The following is a 26,997-nucleotide window of genomic DNA, read 5'->3' on the forward strand; positions in this document are numbered from 1 at the left end:
CCGCCCCCGATTCCTCAGAATTCCCGGGCAAGCCGCAGCGACACCTGGCGGTTTTCAGCACGCGGCCCAAACCGCTGGTCATAGCCCAGCGACAACCGCGCCTGTGCACTCATCCATGCCTCAAGCGACGCCCCGAACAGGCCACCCGAACGCCACGGCTGCACGCCATCCAACGGTGCCCAGGCATCGATGCCGACGAAACGGGCATCCAGGGCCAGACCGCTCTGCTGCAGGGCCTGCTGCCATTCGGCGTACCCGTTGAGGGCAACGCGTTTCCAGCGGTAGCTACCGCGCATGCCTGCCAAGGCCTGCAGGCGGCGGCTGCTCCAGGCCTCACTGCGCAGGCCGAAGCCCTGGCCGCCCTGCTCATGGAAAGCGTCGTTGTCGATGCGCGCGTACTCCACGCCGAGGTAGGGCATCCATTGCCTCGCCGCTGTCCCGAAGCGGTAGCCACTCTCGATGCTGCCGCTCAGGAACCGGCCGCCGTACTGCGACTGCACGCCAGCGCGCTCACTGCCCAGCAACAGGCCCCGGTCCAGCTCCCGCTGGAACCGGCCGAACCCGGCCTGGCCCAGCAGATAGGCCTGCCCGAACCCCCAGCCGGCATACACCTGCGATTGTGTCTGGCGGTCACGGCTCCGCTCCAGTGACGTGCCGCCGGCATCGTTGGCGCGTGTCTGGCCGAAGGCGAAGCCCAGTACCCCGTTGCCGGCGATGGCGACATCACTGCCCATCATCCAGCCACCGACGTTGTAGTCGCTGCCCAGGTACCCTCCCTGCCCTCCGCCGCCCAGCGCGCGCATCCAGGTCCCGTCAGCTGCCGGGGCTGCGCCCTTGCCGGCGAACTGGCTGGACAGCGCACGCCGCTGCATGTCGATGCTGTCGAAGGTCATTGTCGTTGCAGCGGCATGGGCACGTCCGGACAGGCTCTCCAGGCTCCGCTCCAACCCCGCGAAACCGCCATCCACCCGCTGCAACGCTGCTGCCGCCGTCGCGAACGGGGATGCCTGCGCCGTCGCGTCGGCATCCAGCAGTTCGAACGCCTGCTCCACGCGCTGTGCGGACGATCGCGCCGCGCTCCCTGCTCCGGCTGCCGCTGCAGCACGGGTCACGCTGACCCGGTCCAGCACCAGCCAGGCGTGGTTGGCGTCGTATCCGTAATGGCTTTTCAGCAGGCTAAGGCCCGTGTTGCCGTTCACCGCCGGTGCCAAGGTGAATTCGCCGCTCACGCCCCCACCCGCCTGGACCAGGTCCTGGCGCTTGCCATCCTGCGCCACATAACCACCGACCATCCCGTTGATCTGCACGCCGCCGGCCAGGGTCGCCGTGCCGGTGACCTGCAACGCCTGCGTGCCCAGCGCCACCATCAACAGAGCATTGGAGCGCTGCAGGTAGTTGCCTTCGATCGTGCCCGTGCCGTCCCCGGCCAGCAGGATCACGCTGCCGCCGTTGTCTACGTTGCCCGTCACCCGATTGTCACCGGACATGAACTGCAGCGCAGCGGCGGACGGAGTGGATTGCGCGGTGATGGTGACCGCTGAACGGATCGAGCCGCCATCGCGCAGGGCCAGCGTGCCGCGCTCGATGCGGGTTGTGCCGGCATAGCTGTTGGTGCCGGTCAGCACCAACGCACCGACGCCAGTCTTGACCAGCCCGCCAGCCCCACTGATCGGGTTGCGCCATGTCGAATCGAGCCCGGTCTGATCGACGTTGACGGTCACATCGCCCCAATCGAACCTGCCCGGCCCCAGGACGGCCTTGCCGACGTTGAGCAGGCCGTAGCCGAACACCGTGTCGGGGCCCGGCGCGCCAAGGTCGGTGGCCGTACCCAGCAGGGTCTGTCGCACCAGGTCGTTGTTGAAGTACGGGAACGCCTCCCAGACCAGCGCGGCGGCACCGGACACCAACGGCGCCGCATACGAGGTGCCGCTGCCGTAGAAGTACTGCAGGTTGCCGGCGGTACTCTCGTGGCCGACGAAGGCCGCCGTCCCCGGTGCCACCAGGCAGTAGCTCTTCGCCACGCCGCAGGCATTGGAATAGCTGGCCAACTGGGTTGGCTTGGCGGTATCCAGCGCCGCCACCGCCAGCCACCCGCGTTCCAGGTCCGCTGCCGGCAGGCTTCCGTCCACACCGGCCTTGCTCGGCAATGCGGCGGTGTCGGACGGGTTGCCACGCGACTCGTTGCCGGTGGCGAACACCACCAGCCCGTCGTGGTCGACGACGAAGGGGCGGTACTCGGCGGCGATCGCGGCGGTCGCGCTGGCGCGGGTCCAGTACAGCCCGCCCCAGGAGTTGTTCATGATGCGCACGCCGGCATTGATCAGGTCCTGGTGCACCGATGCCATGCCCAGGGCCCCGGTGACTTCATTGCCTTGGCCGGTACCATCATCGCGGGGCCTCTCGTCGGCGATGATCCGCGCCGACACGATTTCCGCCCCTGGCGCCACGCCTCCGGGCCAGCTGCCGGCGGCCGCACCCGCGGCCAGTTGCGCCACCGTGGTGCCGTGCCCCACCACGTCATCGACGGCCAGGTTGTTGGGCGGCGAATCCAGGTAGGTGTAGTTGGCGAACACCCGCCCAGCCAGCGTCGGGTGATTGCGCATCACCCCCGAATCAACCACACCGATGCGCAGGCCCTTGCCGGTCAGGCCACGGGCCTGTGCAGCACGCGTGTTGGTCAAGGCCAGGTGCGCATCGAACGCCGGCTGGGGCGTGGTCGGCGGATCGGGCGTGGGCGGCGGGGTCGCCGGTGGCGGGCTGGACTTGCTGCCACCTCCACCGCCGCATGCCCCCAACGCCAGCACCAAGGCCACCGACAGCCCGTGGCGGATCGTCTTCGTCGTCATCGCCCTCTCCCGGCGCACGCAGCGCCTTACGATGCAATTGCCAATTCAGGTAATACCGGCAATCGGCCCGGTCATCCCCACCTTCTATACTGCAACGACAGTCCGTCCCCCTGATGGATGTGCCGATGGTCCAATGGGCCTGCCACCGGGGACGTTCGATAATTGCCGCAAGGTATAACCGAGATTGCCCATGTCCGACATCGTCATCGCCGCCGCCAAGCGCACCGCCATTGGCTCCTTCCTTGGCCAGTTCAACGGCGTCCCCACCCCGACCCTTGGTTCGGCCGCGATCAGCGCCGCCCTCGCCCAGTCCGGCGTTGCCGCTGGCGACGTTTCCGAAGTGATCATGGGCTGCGTGCTGCCCGCCAACCTGGGCCAGGCCCCGGCCCGCCAGGCCGCACTGGCCGCCGGCCTGCCGATCAGCACCGGCGCCACCACGCTCAACAAGGTCTGCGGTTCGGGCATGAAGGCCATCATGCTGGGCCATGACCTGATCAAGGCCGGCTCGGCCAGCATCGTGGTGGCCGGCGGCATGGAGTCCATGTCCAACGCCCCGCACATGCTGCCCAACTCGCGTACCGGCAACCGTTACGGCAACTTCCAGGCCGTGGACCACATGGCATGGGATGGCCTGACCAACCCGTACGACGGCCAGGCCATGGGCGTGTTCGCCGAAGCCACCGTCAGCAAGTTCGGCTTCACCCGCGAGGAGCAGGACGCCTACGCCATCGAGTCGGTCAAGCGCGCCCAGGCCGCCCAGGCCAACGGTGCCTTCAACGACGAGATCGTTGCGGTGAAGGTCGCCACCCGCAAGGGCGAGGTCGAGGTGGACCAGGACGAGCAGCCCGGCAAGTCGGACATCGCCAAGATCCCGACCCTGCGCCCGGCCTTCAAGAAGGACGGCAGCGTCACCGCCGCCAGCTCGTCCAGCATTTCCGACGGCGCCGCCGCGGTGGTCCTGCTCTCGGCCGACGATGCCGCCAAGCGTGGCGTGCAGCCGTTGGCCCGCATCGTGGCCCATGCCACCTTCTCGCAGGAGCCGGAATGGTTCACCACCGCCCCGCTCGGCGCGATTGGCAAGGTGCTGGAAAAGGCCGGCTGGAATGTGGCCGACGTGGACCTGTTCGAGATCAATGAAGCCTTCGCCGTCGTGGCCATGGCGCCGATCCGCGAAATGGGCATTCCGCACGACAAGGTCAACGTCAATGGCGGTGCCTGCGCACTGGGCCACCCGATCGGCGCCTCGGGCGCGCGCCTGGTGGTTACGCTGGTAAATGCCTTGCGCACGCGCGGCCTCAAGCGCGGTGTCGCATCGTTGTGCATCGGCGGCGGCGAAGCAACCGCAATTGCCATCGAATTGATCTGATTGGAATTTCTCAGATTTTCTCAAACCTGAATGCGTACCCGCTTGACACCCCAAATGGGCTTGTCATCATGTTCCCGGCGCGCAATGGCGCGTTGCCAAATTTCACGACGAGGATTCACAAATGAGCATCAACAAGCTGCTGATCGCGATGACCCTGGGTCTGGCCCTGGCTGCCTGCTCGAAGCAGGAACAGGCTGCTGACGCTGCCGCCGACGCCAACCAGGCTGCCACCGAAGCCCAGGCTGCTGCTGACCAGGCTGCCACCGCTGGCGCCGCCACCGCTGACGCCGCTCAGGCTGCTGCCGACACCGCCGCCACCGCTGCTGACGCCGCTGGCGACGCTGCCCAGGCTGCTGCTGGCGCCGCCACCGACGCCGCTGCCGGCGCCGCTGCCGACGCTGCCGACGCCGCCAAGGACGTCGCTGCTGAAGCCAAGGACGCTGCTGAAGAAGCCAAGAAGTAATAACTTCTGCTTCCACGCTTGTCTTGAAAAGCCGCTGGTTCGCCAGCGGCTTTTTTTATTGCCGGTGTCCGGCGCGTTGACAAGATCTGAATACGTGCCGCCCTAGATTGTGGCCGGGTTCCCACACAAGGAGAGACACGATGAAGCTGCTCACCCCGCTGCTGGCCACCAGCCTGGTCCTGGCCCTGGCTGCCTGCAACAACCCCGATGCCGAGCAGGCCAAGCGTGATGCCGCCGCCGCTGCCGACAATGCCGCCGCCGCGGCACGCAACGCGGCGGACTCGGCTGCCGATGCAACCCGCGATGCCGCGCACGAAGCCGCCCAGGCCACCCGTGATGCCGCCGCCGAATCACAGCAGGCGCTGGACAAGGCGGCCGATGCCACCGCCCAGGCTGCCCGCGACGCTGGCAGTGCCGCCAAGGAAGCCGCCGCCGATGCCGACGCTGCAGCCAAGCAGGCCGCCGCCGACGCCAGCGCGGCAACCGCCAACGCCGCGCAGAAGGCTGCCGACCATGCGCATGACGTCGCCCAGGACGCGCGCGCCAAGGCCGAAGAAGCCAAGCATTGACGTGAACCGCCACGCGGCCGCCTGAGCGCGGCCGCGTGGCGCTCTTCCCGCAGGCCCGAAGCCTTGCGGCCGAAGCAGCCCCATGCGGCGGCTTCGCCGCAGCGGCAACGGCGAACGGTTCAGGCCGGCAACGCGCGCGCCAGGATCCCTTCGAAGGGCAGGTCGGCGGGCAGTTGCCCGTAGACGCCACCGCTGCGCGCAACCCGCGACTGCACGAACGCCTCCGCCAGCGGGCTGCCGGCTTTCCGCAGCACCGCGGCCTGCAGCAGCACCGCCAACCGTGCCACCAGCGAGCGCGCATCGGCCTCGGCCACCTCACCGGCGGCCAGTTGCACGCGCAGCGCCTCCAGCGCAGCGTCATACGCCCCGCCCTGCCCTTCGGCCTGCTGCAGTTCATCCAGCAACGCCTGCAGTGCGCGCGGCTCGCGCGCCAATGCACGCAGCACGTCCAGGCACTGCACGTTGCCGCTGCCTTCCCAGATCGAGTTCAACGGTGCCTGCCGATACAACCGCGGCAACATCGACTCCTCGACATAGCCCGCGCCGCCCAGGCATTCCTGGGCCTCATTGACGAACGCGGGAACGCGCTTGCAGACCCAGAACTTGCCGATCGCGGTGGCGATGCGCGCGAACGCGGCCTCGGCCGGCTGGGTCGGGGCGGCGTCCACCGCCCGTGCCACCCGCATCGCCAATGACGTGGCCGCTTCCGATTCGATGGCCAGGTCCGCCAGCACGTTGGCCATCAGCGTGTGTTCGACCAGCCGCTTGCCGAACGTGCGCCGGTGCCGGGCATGGTGCAGCGCCTGTGCCAGCGCCATGCGCATCTCCGCCGCCGCACCGAGCATGCAATCCAGGCGGGTGAGCATGACCATCTCGATGATGGTGGCCACGCCCCGCCCTTCCTCGCCCACCCGCCGCGCCCACGCCCCGCAGAACTCCACTTCGCTGGAGGCGTTGGCCCAATCACCCAGCTTGTCCTTCAGCCGCATCAGGTGGAAGGCATTGCGACGGCCGCACGGCAACCGTCGCGGCATCAGCAGGCAGGTCAGGCCACCGGGGGCCTGCGCCAGCACCAGCCAGCCATCGGACATCGGTGCCGAGAAGAACCACTTGTGGCCGACCAGGCTGTATTCCCCGTCGGCGGCCAGTGGCGTGGCCGTGGTGGTATTGCCGCGCACGTCCGAACCGCCCTGCTTTTCGGTCATGCCCATGCCCAGCGTGATGCCGACCTTGTCGCCGATCGGCAGGTCGCGCGGGTCGTAGAAGGGCGCGGCGGCCTTGTCGGCCCAGTCGGCCAGCGCCGGCTCCTGCCGCAGCACCGGCACCGCGGCATGGGTCATGGTCAACGGGCAACTGGTCCCGGCCTCGGCCTGGTGGTGCAGGTAGCTCAGCGCCGCCCGCGCCACATGCCCGCCCGGACGCGGGCGATGCCATGACAGGCCAGCGACGCCGTGGGTTTTGGCGGTGGCCATCAGCTGGTGGTATGCCGGATGGAAATCCACCGTATCGATGCGATGCCCCTGCGCATCATGGGTGCGCAACTGCGGGCGCTGGCGGTTGGCCTCGAAACCGGCGCGGTACAGGTCGCCGCCGGCCAGCGCGCCGTAGTGGCGCAGTTCGGCACTGAAGAACGCCGCACCCTCGCGCACCACCGCCTGCTGCAGGGCCAGGTCGTCCTGCCACAGGTCCCGCCCGCCGAAGGGGGGCACCTGGTTGTCGACGACGTGGGTTTCGAACGGTGGCGGCTGCGATGACATGGCGTCGGCTCCCTGGGTCTGACGCCCGATTCTGCCGCATGCCCGCCAAGGGCGTGCTAACGGCCGTGGTGTTCCTGCAACGCGGCGATGAAGGCCTCCTCCAGCGGCAACCTGCCAAACAGGCCGTGCTGGGTGCCGCTGAGCACGCGCAGCATGTGTCCGCGGCCGCCCGGCATGCGCCCCATCGGCTTGAACAACAGGTCGCGTGCGCGCGCCACCCAGTCGCGGTCGGACTGGAACACCGGCGTCAGCCAGCGGCTCCAGAACTGGTACATGCCCACGTGCGCCTTGCGCTGCGCCTGGTAGCGGGCCAGCGCCACATCGACGTCGTCCTCGGCGCGCAGCACGTCGCGCAGCGCCAGCGCATCCAGCAGCGCCATGTTCACGCCCTGGCCCAGCTGCGGGCTCATCGAATGGGCCGCGTCGCCGGCCAGCACCAGCCGCCCCCGGTACCAGCGGTCCATCACCGCGTCGCGGTAGCTGGCCCGCGCCAACTGGGACTGCACGGTGACACCGTGCAGACGCGCGCGTGCTTCGGGCCACAGTTGCGCGATCTCTTCCAGCCACGGCGCCAGCCCGGCCTGCTCCCAGGCCGCAAAGCCATCACGCGGCAGGCTCCAGAAGAAGCTCAGGCGCGGCGTGTCGTCGCCCGGGCGGGTCCCCACCGGCAGCAGCCCGATCATCTTGCGCGCGGCCACGTAGCGCTGCCGCAGTTCGTCGGCGAATGCCCAGTCATCGGCCGGCAACAGGCACCACAGGGCGCCCCACGGATAGACGCGGTCCAGCCGCGTACCCCGCACCTGCGCACGCAGGCCCGACGCCGAACCGTCGGTGGCGATCACCAGGTCGAACGGGCCATGCCAGTGGCCATGCTGGTCCTGCACGCGCCGGGTACTGTCATCGATGGCGGTAATGCGGCTGTCCACATGCAGCGCCGCGGATGCATCCCAGGCCTGGTCCAGCAGCGCGAACAGGGCGCCGCGCTGCATGCCCACGCCGTACAGGCGCCGGTCCAGCCCAGCGTAGGTCATGTCCATCACCGCCCGCCCGCACGGCGTCTCGCCATACAGGCGGCGCACCACTGCGCCATGCGCGAACACCTGCGGCAGCAGTTGCATCTGCCACAGCACCTGCAGCCCGGTCGGCTGCAGCAGGAAGCCCGCGCCCACCGGCCCCGGCCGCGGCACCTGCTCGAACACCTGCACCCGGTGCCCGTCCCGGCTCAGCAGCACCGCCAGCGACTGGCCGGCCGTGCCGTAACCGACGATGGCGATATCCAACGACTTGCGCATTTCCAGTTCTCCCTGGCCCGGCCACGGCCACTAAAAAAAAAAACCCCGCCTCAGCGGGGTTTTTTCGGCACAACCGAGTGGATTACTCGGCCGGCGTGATATTGGAAGCCTGGGCACCCTTCGGGCCCTGGGTCACGTCATACGTGACGCGCTGGCCTTCCTGCAGGCTGCGGAAGCCCTTGGAATTGATCGCGGAGAAGTGCGCGAAGACATCGGCGCTGCCGTCCTCCGGTGAGATGAAGCCAAATCCCTTGGCGTCGTTGAACCACTTGACGGTACCGTTCGGCATGGTGATGCGAGACCTTGTTCGATGAATGGATTGATGCACGCTGAATGAAGCGCACGGACGGAGTATGCAAAGCTTGGGCCGGGAAGACAATCACCCCCGGGCCAGTTCTCCGACCAAAGTCGGCAAACCCGCCGAGGCGGCGTCCACGTTGGCCAGCACCTCGGCCATGGTGATCTCCCCGGCGTCGCCGCAGCCGGCGGCCCAGTTGGCGATGATCGCCAGGCAGGCGTATTCCAGCCCCAGTTCACGCGCAAGACCCGCCTCCGGCATGCCGGTCATGCCCACCAGGTCACAGCCATCACGGCGCATCCGCGCGATTTCCGCGTTGGTCTCCAGGCGCGGCCCCTGGGTGGCGCCGTAGCAGCCACCGTCCTGCACCACCACGCCCCTGGCCTGCGCGGCGGCCAGCACCTTGGCACGGAAAGACGGCGTGTACGGATGGCCGAAGTCCACGTGCAGCACCTCGCTGCCTTCCTCCTCGCTGAGCGTGGAGATACGGCCCCAGGTGTAGTCGATCAACTGGTCCGGGCAGGCCAGCACGCGCGGGCCGAACTGCTCGGTGATGCCACCGACGGTGTTCAGTGCCAGCACCCGGGTCGCGCCCAGCTGCTGCAGCGCGGCCAGGTTGGCGCGGTAGTTGATCTTGTGCGGCGGGATCGAATGGCCCTCGCCGTGGCGGGCCAGGAAGGCCACGCGCTGGCCGTTGAGCAGTCCGACCCGGACCGGGCCGGACGGAGCGCCGTAGCGGGTTTCCACCTCATGGGCCTGGACATCGTCCAGGGCGGCGAGCTTGTAGACACCGGTGCCGCCGATCACGGCCAGGGCGATGGGTTCCATGTTTGTTTCCTGAAGGTACGGGTACGCAATGGGGCCGGGCCGCGCCCGCGCACGACCGGCCCCACGTTTGGACAGCACGCACCCGGACCCGTCCGGTCCGGGTGCGGCTTCGTGCTTGTTACTGCTTCATCGCGTAGATGGCCGGCAGCGAACGCAGCGACTCGTCCACGTCCATGCCGAAGCCGAACACGAATCGATCCGGCAGGTTCACACCGGCGTAGTCGGCCTTGACGCCCGCCAGGCAGCGGTCGTGCTGCTTGACCGTCAGCACCGCGATGCGCACGTCGGTGGCACCCTGCTCCATGCACCAGTCACGCACGCCCTGCAGGGTGAAGCCCTCGTCCAGGATGTCGTCGACCAGGATCACGCGACGGCCGAACAGCGCCGACACCGGGCGGTGCTTCCAGACCAGCTCGCCGCCGGTCTCGCCGTGGTAGCGCGAGGCCTGCATGTAATCGAACTGCGCGTCCTGGCCACGTGCGCCCAGTTCCAGCGCGAGCTGGCCGGCGAACGGCAGCGCGCCATTCATGATCGACAGGAACACCGGGACCTCGCCCTTGTAATCGCGCGCGATGGCGTCGGCGATACCGGCAATGGCCTTGTCGATGGTGGGACGGTCGACCAGCAGGTCGGCCTGGGCCACCGCTTGTTCAAGAGTGAGTTTGGACATCAGACAGTTCTTCCAAGGTTTTCAAGCAAACGGTTACGGGTATCGCCATGGCGGGTATCGGCGAGCAGGCCGCCCCAACCCATCGCGCCACGGCCGATCAGGCCGAGCAGCGCGGCGGTATTCAAGCTGCGGCCGGCCACGGCCTGCAGCGATTCTTCGACCAGTTCCGGGTGGCAGACCAGCACCACGTCGCAACCGGCATCCAGGTGGGCATCGACCCGGGCCTTGACGCCACCGGCGGCGAACGAGGCCGCCATGCCGATGTCGTCGGAGAACACCACGCCGCGGAAGCCCATGTCCTGGCGCAGGATCTGGTTGATCCAGCGCGGCGAATAGCCGGCCGGCTCGGGCGCGACCTGCGGGTAGATGACATGGGCCATCATCACCGCATCGGCGCCCGCGGCGATGCCTGCGCGGAACGGTACCAGATCATGCGTTTCCATTGCCTGCAGCGGGCGAGGGTCCACGGCGGTATCGACGTGGGTGTCCTCGCGCACCGTGCCGTGCCCGGGGAAATGCTTGAGCGTGGCGGCCATGCCGACCGAGTGCATGCCGCGCACGTAGGCCGCGGTCAGCGCGGCCACGGCCTGCGGGTCCTCGCTGAAGGCGCGGTTGCCGATGGCCAGGTTGCCGTGGCCGACATCGACCACCGGCGCGAAGCTCAGGTCCAGCCCGCTGGCGCGGATCTCGCTGGCCATCAGCCAGGCGTGCTGCTCGGCCAGGGCCAGCGCCGCTTCCGGGTCGGTGGCGAACAACTTGCCGAAGCCGTCCAGCGGCGGCAGATCGGCGTAGCCCTCGCGGAAACGCTGCACCCGTCCGCCTTCCTGGTCCACCGCCACCAGCAACGGACGCGCGGTGGCGGCACGGATCGCCGAGGTCAGCTCGACCACCTGCGCACGCGAGGCGAAATTGCGCTTGAACAGCACCACCCCGGCCACGGCATCGTGCTGCAGCCAGTCACGTTCCTGGGCGGTCAGTTCGGTTCCGGCGACGCCGATCAACAGCATGCAAAGACTCCTGGTCGCCGCAGGCGGCGGCGAAGCCGTGCATTGTCGCAGATGGCGCCAGCGCCGTCAGATGCTGCAGCCGTCCGGACCGCAGGCCTGTTCATCCTGTGCCGGGGCCGGCGCCAGCTCGGCGGCAACCTTGGCCAGTACCTCGGCGAACACTTCCGGCGGCTGCGCGCCCTGGACGGCATAGCGGCCGTTGATGACGAAGGTCGGCACCGACTGGATGCCCAGCGCCTGCGCCTGGCCCAGCCCGGCACGGACCTCGTCCATGCCCTCGTCCGAGGCCAGCAACGCCTGCACACGCTCGGCCGGGATGCCGCCGGCCGCCGCCGCGTCGGCCAGCACCTGCGGGTCGGCCAGGTTGCGGCCCTGGGCGAAATGGGCCTGAAACAGCGCCTCCCCCACGGCTGCCTGCACGCCTTCACGCCCGGCCAGCCACAGCAGCCGGTGCGCCGGCAGCGTGGTCACCTTGACCTGGCCCTGGTCGAAGTCCATTGGCAGGCCCTCGGCCTGGGCGGTGGACTGGGTCTGGGCCAGCATCTGGTTGGTGCGCTCCACGCCACCGAACTTGGCGGCATAGGCCTCGCGCAGCGGCACCGGGGTTTCATCGGCATCGGGGGCCAGCAGGAACGGATGCCAATGCACCTCGACCTCCGGGGCCTTGTCGCCCAGCAGCGCCAGGCCGCGTTCGAAACGGTGCTTGCCGATCCAGCACCAGGGGCAGACCACGTCGGACCAGATGTCGATGCGCATGGGGATTCTTCTTTCGCAAAGGGGATGGATCAGCCTAGCGGAGTCTGCACCGTCGGCGTTGCGGCCTGATGGATTGGATCGTGCCGTGGATGGGATGGTCGAGCGTCACCCCTCCCCAGCCCTCCCGTTGCCTGCGGCAAAGGGAGGGGGCGGTTCGTGCAGCGCGCTCAGATCACAGCGAAGCCCGCTCTGGGCCCCGCCCTTTGCCCATCGGCAAGGGGAGGGTTGGGGAGGGGTCTGCCGTTCCGCCGTTCAGCCCTTCCCGCTTCGCGGCCGAGGCCGCTCCTACCAGCGGCTGTACGGGTGCGAGGCCAACGCCAGGTTGTAATAACGCAGCTCGTCGGTCACTTCGGCACCCGCCCAGCCCGGCCTGTCGAACGCCTGGTCAGCGCTCTGCAGCTCCACTTCGGCCACCACCAGCCCGGCGTTGTCGCCGAGGAATTCATCCACTTCCCACAGCAGGCCGCCGTGGTGGACCAGGTGGCGGCGCTTGTCGATCAGCCCACCCACGCACAGCGCCAGCAGATCGCGCGCGTCACCCACCGGGATCGGGTAGTCGAACTCCTGGCGGGTGTGGCCCAGCTCGCGCGACTTGATGTTCAGGTAGGCCGCGTCGCCCTGGATGCGCACCCGCACCGAAGCCTTCTGCGCACCGCTGTCCATCGCCGCGGTGTCGTTGATGTAGCCCTGCGCCATCGGGATGACCGCATGCGCGGCGGCACGCCAGTCGTCGTTGGTGACCAGGAACTTGCGCTCGATCTCGATGCCCATGGCTTACCTCTTCTCGAAGACGGCGATGCTCTCCACGTGCGCGGTGTGCGGGAACATGTCCATCGCGCCGGCACTGACCAGGGTGAAGCCCTGCTCGTTGACCAGGTAGCCGGCATCGCGTGCCAGCGAGCCCGGATGGCAGCTGACGTAGACGATGCGCTTGAATTGTTTCAGCGGCAGCTGCTGCAGCACGTCGATCGCGCCCGAGCGCGGCGGGTCCAGCAGCAGCTTGTCGAAGCCCTGCTTCATCCACGGCGTGTTGCGCTGGTCCTGGGTCAGGTCGGCGGCGAAGAACTGCGCGTTGTCCAGGCCATTGCGCTGCGCGTTCTCACGCGCACGCGCCACCAGCCCGGCCTCGCCCTCCACGCCCACCACTTCGCGCACGGTGCGTGCCAGCGGCAGGGTGAAGTTGCCCAGGCCGCAGAACAGGTCGAGCACGCGCTCGTCCGGCTGCGCGTCGAGCAGGGTCAGCGCATGCGCGATCATCTGCTGGTTGAGCTTGGCATTGACCTGGATGAAGTCCAGCGGACGGAACGCCAGCTCCACGTCCCATTGCGGCAACGCGAACGACAGCGGTACGCCTTCGGCCGGCCACAGCGGGTGCACCGACTCCAGCCCACCGGGCTGCAGATAAATCGCGAAGCCGTGCTCCTGGCCGAATGCGGCCCATGCCCGCGTGTCGGCATCGGACAACGGCTGCAGGTGGCGCACGGTCAGCGCGATGGCGGCATCGCCACCAATGAACTCGATCTGCGGGATGTCGCGCTTGCCGTCCAGTGTCTCGATGAAGGCAGACAGCGCCGACACCTTGGTGCCGATCTCCGGGATCACGGTCAGGCACTGGCCCAGGTCGGCGACGAAGCGCGGGTCCTGCTCGCGGAAACCGACCAGCGTCTTGTCCTTCTTCTCGACGCGGCGCACCGAGAACCGCCCCTTGCGACGGTAGCCCCAGGCCTCGCCCGACAACGGCGGCAGCACGGTGCCCGGCGTGACGTGACCGATGCGCTCCAGGTTGTCCATCAGCACGCGCTGCTTGGCGATGATCTGCTGCGGCTCGTCAAGGTGCTGCAGCACGCAGCCGGCGCAGACGCCGAAATGCGGGCAACGCGGCGCGACCCGGTGCGGCGAGGCGGTGATCACCTCGACGGTGCGTGCCTCATCGAAATGGCGACTCTTGCCGGTCTGCTCGGCCATCACCGTTTCCTGCGGCAGCGCGCCGCTGATGAAGGTCACCTTGCCGCCCTCGCCTTCACGGCGGGCAACGCCGCGGCCGTCGTGGCTCAGGTCAAGGATGTCGGTCTGGAACGGGGTCTTGTCTATGCGGGATCTGGATCGGGCCACGTGGCGAACGGCTGCGGGCAAAAGGGGGCGTATTGTCGCAGAAGCGGGCCGGGAGGACCCCGGCCGCTTGCGCCTGACGATCCTGCGGCTAATATGCAAAAGGACGCTGGCATGGAGGCAGCAGATGAATACGCAACGACAGGGAACCATCCCGCACCTGCTGCTGGTCGAGGACGACATGACCAGCCAAGGTTTTTTCCAGTTCGCCCTTGAATCGCTGCCAGCGACGGTGGACATCGCCGATTCGTTCGCCAGCGCGCTGCGTCGCGCCGAATCCGCGCATTACGACCTGCTGCTGATCGACGTGAACCTGCCCGACGGCGATGGCCCGAGCCTGCTGCAGCACCTGCGTGCCCGCGATCCGCAGGTGACGGCGCTGGCCCATACCGCCGATGCCAGCAGCGAAATGCAGCAGAACCTGCAGCGCGCGGGCTTCAGCGAAACGCTGATCAAGCCGATGAGCCGCGAAACGCTGCTCAAGGCGATCCGCCGCACGCTGGCCAAGTCCGCGGCCAACAGCAACGAAGTGGACGACAACCAGGAAGTCCCGGACTGGGACGAGACCGTGGCGTTGAGCGCGCTGAACGGGCAGCAGGCACATCTGCGCGCCCTGCGCGAGCTGTTCCTGTCCGAACTGCCCAACGCGCGCGATGCGGTGCGCCGCGCCCTGGAGCACCAGGACGAGGACGAGGCCCGCAGCCAGTTGCACCGGCTCAAGGCCAGCTGCGGTTTCGTCGGCGCGTTGCGCCTGGCCCGGGCCGTACGCCAGTTGCATGCCCATCCGGGCTCGGCACCGGCACGCCAGCAGTTCGAGCTGGCCGTCGGCACGCTGCTCCGCTGAGCGCGGGCCCTACTCCGCCGGGCGGCTCAGGTCGCCCAGCATCTCCCAGGACTTCAACCCACGCCCGCCCAGGTGATGCAGCAGCACCGCGCGCATCTGCGGGCGCAGGCTGGCCAGGTCGGCGGCCCCGGGGCAACGGTCCTCGGCCAGGGCCAGCAACGCGGCACCGGTGGCCAGCGCGCGCCGCTCCTGGCTGCTGCGCTCGCTGAGCTGCCGCAATGGCCCCTCCTGCGGATCCAGCCGGTACCGGGCCGCCGGGTCGATCGGCTCACTGTCGGCCGCGCTGCTCCAGTCAAACCCCACCCCCAGCGCCTCCAGCAGGTCCCGCTCGAACCGCCGCAGCGACCAGGCCAGGGGGCCGTCCTGTTCCAGCCGCGCGCGCAGTTGGCCGTAAGCGGCATGCAGTTCCGGCAGCGGATCCTGGCGGGGCGCCAGCCGCATCACCAGTTCATTGACATAAAAGCCGGCCAGCATGGCGTGGCCGTGCAGGCGCGGCGCCACGTCACAACTTTCGGCGCGGCGCAGCTGGGCCAGCTCACCGCCCGTCACCGCATCGAAACGGATCGACTGCAGCGGCTGCAGGGCAGCCCGCAGGGCCTGCTTCTTCGGCCCCTGCACGCCGCGCGCCAGCAGGCCCAGACGGCCATGCTCCAGGCTCAACACCTCGACCAGCAGGCTGGTCTCGCGCCAGGGGCGCGCATGCAGTACGTAGGCCGGCTGGTCTTCGATACGCATCGGGGGGAACCGGGACAGTAGTCAGGGGGCAATGGCCAGCCTGTGACGGCGTGCGGCCATGCCGGGTCGGGCAGGCGGGGAACGGCCAGCGCCCCCGCCCGCACTCACGGCTTACTCGCCGTAGCCGAAGGCCTTCAGGGCGGCTTCGTCGTCGGACCAGCCTTCGCGCACGCGCACCCAGGTTTCCAGGAACACCTTGGCTCCGAACAGGCGCTCCATCTGCAGGCGGGCCTTGGCACCGATCTCCTTCAGGCGGGTACCGCCCTTGCCGATCACGATGGCCTTCTGGCCTTCGCGCTCGACCCAGATCACCGCGCCGATGCGCAGCAGCCCGCCGTCCTCGGCGAACCGCTCGATCTCCACGGTGGTGGCATATGGCAGTTCCTCGCCCAACTGACGCATCAACTGCTCACGGACCAGCTCGCCGGCCAGGAAGCGCTGGCTGCGGTCGGTGATTTCATCCTCGCCGAACATCGGCGGCGCTTCCGGCACCAGCCCGATCAGGTCGCGCACCAGCGCTTCCAAGCCGTTGCGCTTGAGCGCGGAAATCGGGTGCACGGCGGCGAACTCGCGGCCGACGGTGATTTCCTGCAGGAACGGCAGCAGCGCGCCCTTCTCCTTCAGGCGGTCCACCTTGTTGACCACCAGCACCACCGGGATGCCGGCGTCACGCAGCACGTTGAAGGCCAGCGTGTCCTCCTCGTCCCAGCGCCCGGCCTCGATCACCAGCAGGCCGGCGTCCACGCCTTCCAGCGAGCTGCGCGCGGCGCGGTTCATCACCCGGTTCATCGCCCGCTTCTGCTGGCGGTGCAACCCAGGCGTATCGACCAGCACCAGCTGGCCTTCCGGGAAGGTGGCGATGCCCAGCAGGCGATGGCGCGTGGTCTGCGGGCGGTTGGAAACGATGCTGATCTTGGCGCCGACCAGGGCATTGGTCAGGGTCGATTTGCCGACATTCGGGCGGCCGATGACCGCGACGCTGCCACAGCGATGGGAAGTGGTGTCGTTCACTTGGGATCCAGTTGTTCGATCGCGGCAGCCGCCGCCTGTTGTTCGGCCAGTCGTCGCGAAGTGCCTTCGCCTTCGGTGGTCACGGCCGGGTCAGCCACGCTGCAGCGCACATGGAAGTGCTTGGCGTGGTCGTCGCCGGTCTCCGATACCAGCTCGTATACCGGCAGGGGCTTCTGCCGGGCCTGCAGCCATTCCTGCAGGCGGGTCTTGGGGTCCTTCTCCGGCTTGCCGGCCGGCACCGCGGCCAGCGAGGCCTCGAACCACGGAAGCACGCGCGCGCGGCAGGCTTCGAAGCCGGCATCCAGGTAGATCGCGGCGACCACCGCCTCGACGGTGTCGGCCAGGATCGAATCACGGCGGTGGCCACCGGACTTCATCTCGCCCGGCCCCAGCGTCAGGCGCTCGCCGAGGTTCAGGGTCCGCGCGATCACCGCCAACGCGCCCTCGCATACCAGCGAGGCGCGGGCGCGGGTCAACGCGCCCTCGTCGGCCTTGGGCCAACGGCTGAAAAGCGCTTCGGCGATCAGCAGGTTGACGATGCTGTCGCCGAGGAACTCCAGACGCTCGTTGTGCGGAGCGCCGGCACTACGGTGGGTCAGGGCCTGCTTGAGCAGGTCCTGATCCTTGAATGGATGACCGATCAGGTCATTCCGTTGGAACGTCTTAGTTACCACTGCCTGAAGTCAGATCCTGGGAATGTTCAAAATTGCCAACGATGTCCAGGTTGCCGACCAGCGGGCGACGGACCTCGTACTTCACGTTCATCCGCCAACCGCCGTCGATGCGGTCGAACTTGATGTTGTCGCGCTTGATGCTCTCGGAATAGTTCATGTCCATGCGCTTGAAGAACATCTCCGTCGCCTTGCCCGGATCGACCTCGCTACCGGTACTCAGTTCAGCGGCCATCGACTTCATAGAGGACTTCATCCCGTAGTACTCCTGGTACATCGGGAACAGCTTCATCGCGATATACAGCGCGAAGCCGACCACGGCCAGCACCATCACGAACGACAGCAGCGTCATACCACCTTGCTTGTGCTTCATAGCGATCTCCCCAGATACGCGTTGATGGATCATTGGATGCCCGTCCCGATCCGGGACGGTTCAAAACTCGCCTTGCAGAACCAGCCCGAGCAGTTGAGCCAGATCATGAAGGCCTTGCCGCGCAGGTTTTCTTCCGGCAGGAAGTGGGTCTGCGTCCAGAAACGGCTGTCTTCGCTGTTGTCGCGGTTGTCGCCCATCACGAAGTACTGCCCTTCCGGCACCACCCAGTCACCCTGCCCGCGCGGATCGGCGCGGCCCAGCAGTTCCAGCACGGTATGGGTACGCCCCGGCAGGTCTTCGGTCAACAGGCTGGCGCCGGTCATCTCCGCGCCCGGGCCCTTGCCGATGTACTCGCCCTTCTCCTGGTAGCCCAGCGGCTGGCCATTGATGGACAGGGTGTCGCCGTGGAAGCCGATGCGGTCGCCCGGCAGGCCGACCACGCGCTTGATCCAGTTCTGGTCCGGCGCGTGCGGCGGCTTGAACACCACCACGTCGCCGCGCTTGGGCTCGCCGACCGGGATGATCTTGGTGTTGGTGATCGGCAGGCGGAAGCCGTAGGAGAACTTGTTGACCAGGATGAAATCGCCGATCAGCAGGTTCGGCATCATCGAGCTGGACGGGATCTTGTACGGCTCGGCGACGAAGCTGCGCAGGATCAGCACCACCGCCAGTACCGGGAAGAACGCCCGGGAGTAATCGACGACGGCCGGCTCGTCGCCGTCCAGCAGGCCGGCCTTGGCCGCCCGGCGCTTGGCCAGGAACAGCTTGTCGGCCAGCAGGATCAGGCCGGAGCCCAGGGTCAGCACGACCAGGAGGATCTCAAACAGTTTCATTCACGGTCCTTTGCAGCGTTGGCCGGTGCATCGCACCGGCCCCAGAGGCTTGCTTACTTGTCCATCTGCAGCACGGCCAGGAAGGCTTCCTGCGGGATCTCCACGCGGCCCACCTGCTTCATGCGCTTCTTGCCTTCCTTCTGCTTCTCCAGCAGCTTCTTCTTGCGCGAAACGTCGCCACCATAGCACTTGGCCAACACGTTCTTGCGCATGGCCTTGACCGTGGTACGGGCGATGATCTGCGCACCGATCGCGGCCTGGATGGCCACGTCGAACATCTGCCGGGGAATGAGGTCCTTCATCTTCTCGCACAGCTCGCGGCCACGGCGATCGGCGTGGCTGCGGTGGGCGATCAGCGACAACGCGTCGACCTTGTCGCCGTTGATCAGCACGTCCACGCGCACGAACGGGCCGGCCTCGAAACGGACGAAGTGGTAGTCCAGCGAGGCATAGCCGCGGCTGACCGACTTGAGCTTGTCGAAGAAGTCCAGCACCACTTCGGCCATCGGCAGCTCGTAGCTGATCTGCACCTGGCTGCCCATGTAGGTGATGCTGATCTGGTTGCCGCGCTTTTCCTCGCACAGCTTGATGATGCTGCCGATGTACTCCTCGGGGGTGAGGATGTTGGCGCGGATGATCGGCTCGCGGATTTCCTCGACCGTGTTGATCGGCGGCAGCTTGGCCGGGTTGTCCATCATCACGATGGTCCCGTCGCTCTTGAGCACCTCATAGATCACCGTCGGCGCGGTGCTGATCAGGTCGAGGTTGTACTCGCGCTCCAGGCGCTCCTGCACGATTTCCATGTGCAGCATGCCCAGGAAGCCGCAGCGGAAGCCGAAGCCCATCGCCTCGGAGCTCTCCGGCTCGAAGCGCAGCGCGGCGTCGTTCAGGCGCAGCTTGTCCAGCGCCTCGCGCAGGTCCGGGTAGTCCTCGGCATCGACCGGGAACAGGCCGGCGAACACGCGCGGCTGCATTTCCTGGAAGCCCGGCAGCGGTTCCGGCGCCGGGTCGGCCAGCAGGGTCAGCGTATCGCCGACCGGCGCGCCGTGGACATCCTTGATGCTGGCGTTGATCCAGCCCACCTCGCCGGCGCGCAGGGACGGCATTTCCTTGCGCTTGGGGGTGAACACGCCGACCTTGTCGACCTGGTGCCAGCGGCCGGTGGACATGACCTGGATCTTGTCGCCGGCCTTGATCTCGCCCTGCATCACGCGCACCAGCGACACCACGCCCAGGTAGTTGTCGAACCAGGAGTCGATGATCAGCGCCTGCAGCTTGTTGCTGCCACGGTCGGCCGGGGCCGGGATGCGGTGCACGATGGCTTCCAGCACCTCCTCGATGTTCAGGCCGGTCTTGGCGCTGACCGCCACCGCGTCGGAGGCGTCGATGCCGATCACGGCCTCGATCTCGGCCTTGGCACGGTCGATGTCGGCGGTCGGCAGGTCGATCTTGTTGAGGATCGGCACCACCTCCAGGCCCTGCTCGATGGCCGTGTAGCAGTTGGCCACCGACTGCGCCTCCACGCCCTGGGCGGCATCGACCACCAGCAGCGCGCCCTCGCACGCGGCCAGCGAGCGACTGACCTCGTAGGAGAAGTCGACGTGCCCGGGGGTGTCGATGAAGTTCAGGAAATAGGTCTGGCCGTTGCGGGCGGTATACGGCACCGACACCGACTGCGACTTGATGGTGATGCCACGCTCGCGCTCGATCGGGTTGTTGTCGAGCACCTGCGCTTCCATTTCACGCGCGCTCAGGCCGCCACACAACTGGATGATGCGATCGGCCAGGGTGGACTTGCCGTGGTCGACGTGGGCGATGATGGAGAAGTTGCGGATCATCCGCATTGAATCGTGGGACATAGGTAGCGGCGGCGCGCGGCGTCGTCAGGATAACGGGGCATTATCGCATGCCCGGAAGCAGCCCAGCACCAAGGCCTGAACGGACTGAACGAAAGGAGCCGCTCGAAGGCGGCTCCCCTTGCAACGGCTGGGCCTGCGGGCTCAGTCGCCGGCGCGGATGGCCACGAAGGCACTGTTGGCACCGGCCCGGACCAGTAGCATGACCACGTCACCCTTCTTGTAGCCGGCCAGCTCCCGGTTAAGCGCCGCGACGCTGCCCACCGGGGTACGCCCCACCTGCAGCACCACCATGCCCGGGGCCAGCTGGGCCTCGCGGCCTGCCTGGCTGTTGACCCGGGTGATCCGGACGCCCTCGTTGGCCCCCAGCCCCAGCTGGCGGCGCTCGGGCGCGGTCAGGTCGGCCACGTCCAGGCCCAGCAGGGCGTTCGCGCCCACCTGCGGCTTGGCCTCGTCGGCTGAACCGGCAGCCGGGGCGGCCCCCTGCGCGTCCTCGGCCAGCTCGCTCAGGGTGACCGTGATGTCACGGGCCCGGCCATCGCGCAGGATCCCCATCCGTACCTTGCTGCCTGGCGCCATCGCGCCGATCAGCGGCGGCAGGTCGCTGGAGGAATTGATCTCGGTGCCATTGACCGAACGGATCACGTCGCCCACCTCGATGCCCGCCTTGGCGGCAGCACTGTCCGGCACCAGCTGGTTGACCAGTGCACCGCGGCCGTCCGGCAGCTTCAGGCCCTCGGCCGCGTCGGCGTTGATCGCCCCGACCATCACGCCCAGCTGGCCACGGCTGACCTTGCCGGTCTTCTTGATCTGGTCCACCGCATTCATCGCCAGATCGATCGGGATGGCGAAGCTGATGCCCATGTAGCCGCCGGAGGCGGAGAAGATCTGGGAGTTGATGCCCACCACTTCACCGCGCGTATTCAGCAACGGGCCGCCGGAATTGCCCTGGTTGATCGCCACGTCGGTCTGGATGAACGGCACATAGCGCTGCTCCTGCCCACCGGTACTGCGACCCAGCGCACTGACGATGCCGGCGGTGACCGAATGGTCCAGGCCGAACGGCGAGCCGATGGCCACCACCCACTGGCCCGGCTTGAGGGTATTGGAATCACCCACGCGCACGGTCGGCAGGTTCCGGCCCTCGATCTTGAGCAGGGCCACGTCGTACTGGGCATCGCTGCCGACCACCTTGGCAGTGAACTCGCGGCGGTCGCTGAGCTTGACCTTGACCGACTCGGCGCCGTCGATGACGTGGTGGTTGGTCAGCACGTAGCCGTCATTGGAAATGATGAAGCCCGAGCCCATGCCCCGGCCACGCGGCCTGCTGTCCGGCGCCTGCTGGCCCGGCCCCGGCATCTGGAAATCCGGGCCGAAGAAGCGCCGGAAGAACTCCGGCATGTCGTCCATGCCCGGGCCATTGACCATGCGGGGGTTTCGGCGCGCGCCGATGATGGTCTCCACGTTGACCACGCCCGGACCCACCTGGTCCACCAATTGGGTGAAGTCCGGCAGGCCGCTGACCAGCGGTGCCGCAGGGGCCTGCGGGCGCGCCGCGGCGACCTGCTCGGTCGGGGCGGACGGGGCAGTGGTCTGTGCGCAGGCGGCCAGCGGCAGGGTCATCGCCAGCAGGCCCAGCATCTGGGCATGGATACGGTTGGACATCAGCGTCGAGCCTCCGATTCAGGAATTGGGGTCAAGGAGATCCGTCAGGGCAGGCGTGCAGCATGCCATCCGGGATCAAGGGGGAAGATCCGGCCAGCGCCTGTGGCCAGCCGGGAAGTACTCAGCGATGCGAGGGCAAGCGCGGCAGGTCGGCCTGTTCGGCATCCTGCGCCGGCAGACGCGGCTCGAACGGATAGAAGGTCGCACCGCCCTGCTGGGCCGGGAAACTGGCATTGAACGCCCCGCCCTGCGACAGCGCCGAGCGCGGCCATGGACGTGCCTGCAGGCTACCGGCCGCGGCGAACGGATCGGCCGCCTGCAGCGGGTCATGGACGACGCGAGCGGCCGGCAGCACCGGCGCCGCGACGGCGATTGCACGTTGCGGCTCGCTGGCCCGTGCCACGGCCGAGGCACGGGCGGCCTGTTGGGTCCGGGTGGCACTGCCACGCCGCGGCGCGGACTCACGGCGGGCCACGGCGGCTGCCACGGCCGGTGCCGCCGCAGCCAGGCCGGCGGCGTCATTGAGCACCGCGCCCTGCTGCGGTGCCGGGGCCGACGGCGCGGCCGGTGTCGCCACCTGTGCCGCCGAGGCGATCACCGGTTCCGGCGCACTGTTATCAGGCAGTTGCTCGCGGGCCATGAACAGGGCCACGGCCGCCACCGACGCCGCCAGCGCGGCCCCGCCGCCCCAACGCCGCCAGCCACCGCGTGGCTTGGCCCGCGTGACCTGCACCGGCCCCTGCGCCTGGAGGTCGGCGGCCACGGCCGCCTGCACCCGCGCACTGAAATCCAGCGGTGCCGGGGCCACGGCGCGCCCGCGCAGCACGTCACCCACCAGCTGCCAGCGCTCCTGGCAGCTGGCCAGTTCGGTGTCGTGTTCGATCCGGCGCAACAGGAAGCGCGCTTCGTCAGCGGCCAGCTCGCCATCCACCAGGCAGGACAACTGCAGGCGGTTGTGGAGGTCCAGCTTGTCGGGGATGTCGGTCATTTCCGGGGTACGGCCTGTGGGGTTCATACGCGGCTCCGCTCACGGGTGGCACTGGCGGTGTCCAGCAAGGGGCGCAACTGGGCGTCGATGGCTTCGCGCGCACGGAAGATCCGCGAACGCACCGTGCCGATCGGGCAGCCCATCTTCTGTGCGATTTCCTCGTAGCTCATGCCTTCCACCTCTCGCAACGTAATGGCCGAGCGCAGCTCTTCAGGCAACGCGTCGACCGCCTTCATCACGGTCTGTTCCAGCTCCTGGCGCATCAACTCGCGCTCGGGCGTATCGGTATCCCGCAGCCGGGTACCGCTGTCGAACTGTTCGGCGTCGCCGATTTCCACGTCATCGGTCGGCGGGCGCCGGTTGTGTGCAGCCAGGTAGTTCTTTGCGGTATTCACTGCGATTCGATGCAACCAGGTATAGAACTGGGCGTCGCCACGGAAATTCCCGATCGCGCGGTAGGCGCGGACGAAAGTGTCCTGGGCCACGTCCTGACATTCACTCCAGTCGGCGATGTAGCGCCCGATCAGCGCGATGATCCGATGCTGATACTTGCGCACCAGGACATCGAACGCCGCGCTCTCGCCGCGCTGCACGCGCCGGACCAGCTCCAGATCCAGCTCCTGCGGTGTTTCAACCTCGGCCATAACGGGCCGCACTCCTGTCAGCCCAACCGACGTCGGGCGTTATGACCGCTGCTCGCGGAAAAAGTTCAGTCCCCTCGCCAGAGGGGGGCGAACCCGCTTTTAACTTCCGTTCGGATAGCCTGCCCTGAACCGGCGGCGGTGCGAACGCATCACATCCCCAAGCATTGGGATTTGACGCCGAGGAAACAACCTCTGGATCATAGCGATCTTCTCCATACACAACCGGATGGAACGTCCCATGCTTTCAGGCTTCGATGGGCTCCGCTTCAATCATTGGCACACCGAGCTGCGGCAGGACGGCATCGCCGTGCTCAGCCTCGACCGCAAGGACAGCCCCGTCAACGCGATGTCGCAGGACGTGCTGCTGGAACTGGGTGACATCATCGAGCGCCTGGCGATCGATCCGCCCAAGGGCGTGGTGGTGCGCTCGACCAAGCCGGCCGGCTTCATCGCCGGCGCCGACCTGAAGGAATTCCAGGAGTTCGATCGCCGCGGCACCGTCAATGACGCGATCCGACGTGGCCAGACCGTCTACCAGAAGCTGTCCGAACTGCCCTGCCCGACCGTGGCCGCCATCCACGGCCACTGCCTGGGCGGCGGCACCGAGCTGGCGCTGGCCTGCCGCTACCGGGTGGCCTCCAACGACGCCTCCACCCGCATCGGCCTGCCGGAAACCCAGTTGGGCATCTTCCCGGGCTGGGGCGGCAGCGCACGCCTGCCGCAGTTGGTCGGCGCCCCGGCGGCGATGGACATGATGCTGACCGGACGCACCCTGTCGGCCTCGGCCGCGCGCGCGATCGGGCTGGTCGACAAGGTGGCCGCACCTGCGGTGCTGGTGGACGCGGCAGTGTCGCTGGCGCAGTCGGGCACCACCCGGCCGTTCAAGCAACGTGCCACCGCGTGGGCCACCAATACCTGGCTGGCGCGCAAGATCCTGGCCCCGCAGATGGCCAAGCAGGTCGCCCGCAAGGCCAAGAAGGACCAGTACCCGGCGCCGTACGCGCTGATCAGCACCTGGGAGCGCACCGGTGGCAGCCCGATCCAGAAGCGCCTGGACGCCGAGCGCCGCGCGGTGGTCAAGCTGGCCAGCAGCCCGACCGCACGCAACCTGATCCGCATCTTCCTCCTGACCGAACGGCTCAAGGGCCTGGGCGGCAAGGATTCGGGCATCCAGCACGTGCATGTGGTCGGTGCCGGCGTGATGGGCGGCGACATCGCCGCATGGGCGGCCTACAAGGGCTTCACCGTGACCCTGCAGGACCGCGAACAGCGCTTCATCGACCCGGCCATGACCCGCGCTCAGGCGCTGTTCGAGAAGAAGGTGAAGGACCCGGCCAAGCGCCCGGAGGTCGCCGCGCGCCTGAAGGCCGACCTGGCCGGCGACGGCGTGGCCCAGGCCGACCTGGTGATCGAGGCCATCATCGAGAACCCGGAGGCCAAGCGTGCGCTGTACCAGTCGCTGGAACCGAAGATGAAGGCCGATGCGCTGCTGACCACCAACACCTCGTCGATCCCGCTGATCGAGCTGCGCGACCACATCCAGCGCCCGGCGCAGTTCGCCGGCCTGCACTACTTCAACCCGGTCGCGCAGATGCCGCTGGTGGAGATCATCCACCACGACGGCATGGCCCCGGAAACCGAGAAGCGGCTGGCCGCGTTCTGCAAGGCGCTGGGCAAGTTCCCGGTGCCGGTGGCCGGCACCCCGGGCTTCCTGGTCAACCGCGTGCTGTTCCCGTACATGCTGGAAGCGGCCACCGCCTATGCCGAAGGCATCCCCGGCCCGGTGATCGACAGGGCGGCGGTGAAGTTCGGCATGCCGATGGGCCCGATCGAGCTGCTCGACACCGTGGGCCTGGACGTGGCTGCCGGCGTGGGCAAGGAGCTGGCACCGTTCCTGGGCCTGCAGATCCCGGCGGCGCTGGCGACCGTCGAGCAGGACAAGCGCGGCAAGAAGGACGGCCAGGGCATCTACAAGTGGGAAAACGGCCGTGCGGTGAAGCCGGAAGTGGCCAAGGACTACCAGGCCCCGGGTGACCTGGAAGACCGCCTGATCCTGCCCCTGCTCAACGAAGCGGTGGCCTGCCTGCACGACGGCGTGGTTGCCGATGCCGACCTGCTCGACGCGGGCGTGATCTTCGGCACCGGCTTCGCCCCGTTCCGCGGCGGCCCGATCCAGTACATCCGGTCGGCCGGGGCTGATGGCCTGGTCGAGAAACTCAAGGTCCTGCAGGCCCGCCATGGCGACCGCTTCGCGCCGCGCCCGGGCTGGGACCTGCCGGTGCTGCGCGAACCGGTGGCCTGACGGTTCACCTGCCCACCGTGTGGATACGAAAACGGAGCCTGCGAGGGCTCCGTTTTTTTTCGTGGCCGGTGAGGCCGTCGGCTTCGCGCCGGCAGGTGCTCAGCGATGGACGTGGCCGTGATGGCCCTGCGCGTCCGGGCCGTGATCGTGATCGTGATCGTGATCGTGATCAGCCTGCGGCTTCGGCACGGCGCAGTCATCACCGCAATGGTCGATTTCCATCTGCAACGTCACATGGTCGATCGCGAAGCGCTCGTGCAGCAGGTCAGCCAGCTGGCGACGCAGGTTGTCCTGCTCGCGGCCGTCGGTGATCACCACGTGCGCGGTCAACGCCGGGGTGCTGGATGCCAGCGCCCACACATGCAGGTCGTGGATTCCCGCCACGCCGTCGTGGCTACGCAGCGCCTGTTCGATGTCGCCCAGCACCACGCCCTTCGGCACGCCTTCGAGCAGCACATTGATCGCATCACGCAGCAGCACCCAGGTGCGCGGGATCACCCACAGGCCGATCAACACCGCCAGGATCGGGTCGACCAGGGTCCAGCCGGTGAAGTGGATGATCAGGCCGCCGGCGATCACCGCCACCGAACCGAGCATGTCGCTCCACACTTCCAGGTAGGCACCTTTGATGTTCAGGCTCTCGCCGCTGCCAGCGCTGAGCAGGCGCATGGCGATCAGGTTGACCACCAGACCGAACGCGGCCACCCACATCATGCCGGTCGAGGCGATCGCCTGCGGTTCGCGGAAGCGGTCGATGGCTTGCCACAGGATGTACAGGCCCACGCCGAACAGCAGCAGGCCATTGACCACCGCTCCCAGCGCCTCCAGACGGGCGTAGCCATAGGTGCGGCGGGCGTCGGGGGGGCGTCGGCTCAGGCGAACGGCGGTCAGCGCGATCACCAGGCCGATGGCGTCGGTGGCCATGTGCGCCGCATCGGACAGCAGCGCAAGGCTGTTGGTCCAGAACGCGCCCACCACTTCGACGATGAGGTAGGACGTGGTCAGGCCCAGCGCCCACCACAAGGGCTTCTCGTGGCGGATCTCGCTGGGCAGGTGGTTGTGGTCGTGGCTCATGGCAGGCTCCAGGAAACGGGGCCAGCTTAGTCAGGCGCGT

25 protein-coding genes are annotated in these 26,997 nt (G+C 68.0%); 5 read left to right on the plus strand and 20 right to left on the minus strand.

The window, feature by feature from the left end:
• Positions 1 to 14: 14 nt before the first annotated feature.
• Entirely contained in the window at positions 15 to 2,846 is a 2,832-nt protein-coding gene (locus tag ATCM_RS14390) for an autotransporter serine protease (RefSeq protein ID WP_132865171.1), read from the minus strand.
• A gap of 190 nt (positions 2,847 to 3,036) precedes the next feature.
• On the opposite strand from ATCM_RS14390, the gene ATCM_RS14395 reads away from it, so the two are divergent.
• From ATCM_RS14395 to ATCM_RS14405, 3 genes are all read left to right on the plus strand, one after another.
• The gene (locus ATCM_RS14395) at positions 3,037 to 4,212 is read left to right on the plus strand and encodes an acetyl-CoA C-acyltransferase (RefSeq protein ID WP_132865172.1); all 1,176 of its coding nucleotides are present in this window, start codon (positions 3,037 to 3,039) and stop codon (positions 4,210 to 4,212) included.
• 121 nt (positions 4,213 to 4,333) lie between these two features.
• Positions 4,334 to 4,675, plus strand: a complete 342-nt coding sequence (locus tag ATCM_RS14400; RefSeq protein WP_132865173.1) for a hypothetical protein — start codon at positions 4,334 to 4,336, stop codon at positions 4,673 to 4,675.
• A gap of 140 nt (positions 4,676 to 4,815) precedes the next feature.
• Positions 4,816 to 5,244: a hypothetical protein gene (locus ATCM_RS14405; protein WP_132865174.1), complete on the plus strand. Its 429-nt coding sequence runs from the start codon at positions 4,816 to 4,818 to the stop codon at positions 5,242 to 5,244.
• A gap of 119 nt (positions 5,245 to 5,363) precedes the next feature.
• Here ATCM_RS14405 and ATCM_RS14410 read toward each other — a convergent pair whose 3' ends face one another.
• From ATCM_RS14410 to rlmD, 9 genes are all read right to left on the minus strand, one after another.
• A complete protein-coding gene (locus ATCM_RS14410) occupies positions 5,364 to 7,001 on the minus strand; it encodes an acyl-CoA dehydrogenase family protein (RefSeq protein WP_132865175.1) in 1,638 nt (545 codons plus the stop codon).
• A gap of 56 nt (positions 7,002 to 7,057) precedes the next feature.
• Positions 7,058 to 8,293 carry an NAD(P)/FAD-dependent oxidoreductase gene (locus ATCM_RS14415; RefSeq protein ID WP_132865176.1) on the minus strand — a complete coding sequence of 412 codons (1,236 nt, stop codon included), beginning with the start codon at positions 8,291 to 8,293 and terminating at the stop codon, positions 7,058 to 7,060.
• Positions 8,294 to 8,375: 82 nt separating this feature from the next.
• The gene (locus tag ATCM_RS14420; protein WP_005410590.1) at positions 8,376 to 8,582 is read right to left on the minus strand and encodes a cold-shock protein; all 207 of its coding nucleotides are present in this window, start codon (positions 8,580 to 8,582) and stop codon (positions 8,376 to 8,378) included.
• Positions 8,583 to 8,672: 90 nt separating this feature from the next.
• Complete coding sequence (locus ATCM_RS14425) at positions 8,673 to 9,419, minus strand: S-methyl-5'-thioinosine phosphorylase (RefSeq protein WP_132865177.1); 747 nt, start codon at positions 9,417 to 9,419, stop codon at positions 8,673 to 8,675.
• A 118-nt stretch (positions 9,420 to 9,537) separates the two neighbouring features.
• Positions 9,538 to 10,089 (minus strand): hypoxanthine-guanine phosphoribosyltransferase, encoded by a 552-nt coding sequence (locus ATCM_RS14430; protein WP_132865178.1) that lies wholly within the window; start codon positions 10,087 to 10,089, stop codon positions 9,538 to 9,540.
• A complete protein-coding gene (gene nagZ / locus ATCM_RS14435; RefSeq protein WP_132865179.1) occupies positions 10,089 to 11,096 on the minus strand; it encodes a beta-N-acetylhexosaminidase in 1,008 nt (335 codons plus the stop codon). The genes ATCM_RS14430 and nagZ overlap by 1 nt, the downstream gene beginning before the upstream one ends.
• A 66-nt stretch (positions 11,097 to 11,162) precedes the next feature.
• Positions 11,163 to 11,852, minus strand: coding sequence for a DsbA family oxidoreductase (locus ATCM_RS14440; protein WP_132865180.1), 690 nt, complete (start codon positions 11,850 to 11,852; stop codon positions 11,163 to 11,165).
• A 285-nt stretch (positions 11,853 to 12,137) separates the two neighbouring features.
• Positions 12,138 to 12,623 (minus strand): CYTH domain-containing protein, encoded by a 486-nt coding sequence (locus tag ATCM_RS14445; RefSeq protein ID WP_132865181.1) that lies wholly within the window; start codon positions 12,621 to 12,623, stop codon positions 12,138 to 12,140.
• Positions 12,624 to 12,626: 3 nt separating this feature from the next.
• Positions 12,627 to 13,964, minus strand: a complete 1,338-nt coding sequence (gene rlmD / locus ATCM_RS14450) for a 23S rRNA (uracil(1939)-C(5))-methyltransferase RlmD (protein ID WP_132865182.1) — start codon at positions 13,962 to 13,964, stop codon at positions 12,627 to 12,629.
• A 124-nt stretch (positions 13,965 to 14,088) separates the two neighbouring features.
• Between rlmD and ATCM_RS14455 the strand changes: the two genes are divergently transcribed.
• Positions 14,089 to 14,805, plus strand: a complete 717-nt coding sequence (locus ATCM_RS14455) for a response regulator (RefSeq protein ID WP_132865183.1) — start codon at positions 14,089 to 14,091, stop codon at positions 14,803 to 14,805.
• Between the two features lie 9 nt (positions 14,806 to 14,814).
• Here the strand turns inward: ATCM_RS14455 and recO are convergent, their stop codons facing one another.
• The 9 genes from recO to rpoE all read right to left on the minus strand — a co-directional run bounded on the left by recO (position 14,815) and on the right by rpoE (position 23,581).
• The gene (gene recO / locus ATCM_RS14460) at positions 14,815 to 15,540 is read right to left on the minus strand and encodes a DNA repair protein RecO (RefSeq protein ID WP_132865184.1); all 726 of its coding nucleotides are present in this window, start codon (positions 15,538 to 15,540) and stop codon (positions 14,815 to 14,817) included.
• 111 nt (positions 15,541 to 15,651) lie between these two features.
• Positions 15,652 to 16,551 (minus strand): GTPase Era, encoded by a 900-nt coding sequence (gene era / locus ATCM_RS14465; RefSeq protein WP_132865185.1) that lies wholly within the window; start codon positions 16,549 to 16,551, stop codon positions 15,652 to 15,654.
• A complete protein-coding gene (gene rnc / locus ATCM_RS14470; protein ID WP_132865186.1) occupies positions 16,548 to 17,225 on the minus strand; it encodes a ribonuclease III in 678 nt (225 codons plus the stop codon). Before rnc ends, era begins: the two co-directional genes overlap by 4 nt.
• Complete coding sequence (locus tag ATCM_RS14475) at positions 17,215 to 17,595, minus strand: DUF4845 domain-containing protein (protein ID WP_132865187.1); 381 nt, start codon at positions 17,593 to 17,595, stop codon at positions 17,215 to 17,217. Before ATCM_RS14475 ends, rnc begins: the two co-directional genes overlap by 11 nt.
• A gap of 29 nt (positions 17,596 to 17,624) precedes the next feature.
• Entirely contained in the window at positions 17,625 to 18,428 is an 804-nt protein-coding gene (lepB, locus tag ATCM_RS14480; protein ID WP_132865188.1) for a signal peptidase I, read from the minus strand.
• Between the two features lie 53 nt (positions 18,429 to 18,481).
• Positions 18,482 to 20,272 (minus strand): translation elongation factor 4, encoded by a 1,791-nt coding sequence (gene lepA / locus ATCM_RS14485; RefSeq protein WP_165931246.1) that lies wholly within the window; start codon positions 20,270 to 20,272, stop codon positions 18,482 to 18,484.
• Positions 20,273 to 20,428: 156 nt separating this feature from the next.
• Complete coding sequence (locus tag ATCM_RS14490) at positions 20,429 to 21,949, minus strand: DegQ family serine endoprotease (RefSeq protein WP_132865190.1); 1,521 nt, start codon at positions 21,947 to 21,949, stop codon at positions 20,429 to 20,431.
• Between the two features lie 121 nt (positions 21,950 to 22,070).
• Complete coding sequence (locus ATCM_RS14495) at positions 22,071 to 22,964, minus strand: sigma-E factor negative regulatory protein (protein WP_243694024.1); 894 nt, start codon at positions 22,962 to 22,964, stop codon at positions 22,071 to 22,073.
• Positions 22,961 to 23,581, minus strand: a complete 621-nt coding sequence (gene rpoE, locus ATCM_RS14500; protein WP_132865191.1) for an RNA polymerase sigma factor RpoE — start codon at positions 23,579 to 23,581, stop codon at positions 22,961 to 22,963. Before rpoE ends, ATCM_RS14495 begins: the two co-directional genes overlap by 4 nt.
• 238 nt (positions 23,582 to 23,819) lie before the next feature.
• Here rpoE and ATCM_RS14505 point away from each other — a divergent pair, with 238 nt between their 5' ends.
• The gene (locus ATCM_RS14505; RefSeq protein ID WP_132865192.1) at positions 23,820 to 25,883 is read left to right on the plus strand and encodes a 3-hydroxyacyl-CoA dehydrogenase NAD-binding domain-containing protein; all 2,064 of its coding nucleotides are present in this window, start codon (positions 23,820 to 23,822) and stop codon (positions 25,881 to 25,883) included.
• A gap of 99 nt (positions 25,884 to 25,982) precedes the next feature.
• Here ATCM_RS14505 and ATCM_RS14510 read toward each other — a convergent pair whose 3' ends face one another.
• Positions 25,983 to 26,957 carry a cation diffusion facilitator family transporter gene (locus ATCM_RS14510; RefSeq protein ID WP_132865193.1) on the minus strand — a complete coding sequence of 325 codons (975 nt, stop codon included), beginning with the start codon at positions 26,955 to 26,957 and terminating at the stop codon, positions 25,983 to 25,985.
• Positions 26,958 to 26,997: the final 40 nt, after the last annotated feature.

It is taken from the genome of Stenotrophomonas sp. ATCM1_4 (genome assembly GCF_004348115.1).
Taxonomy (GTDB): Bacteria; Pseudomonadota; Gammaproteobacteria; order Xanthomonadales; family Xanthomonadaceae; genus Stenotrophomonas; species Stenotrophomonas capsici.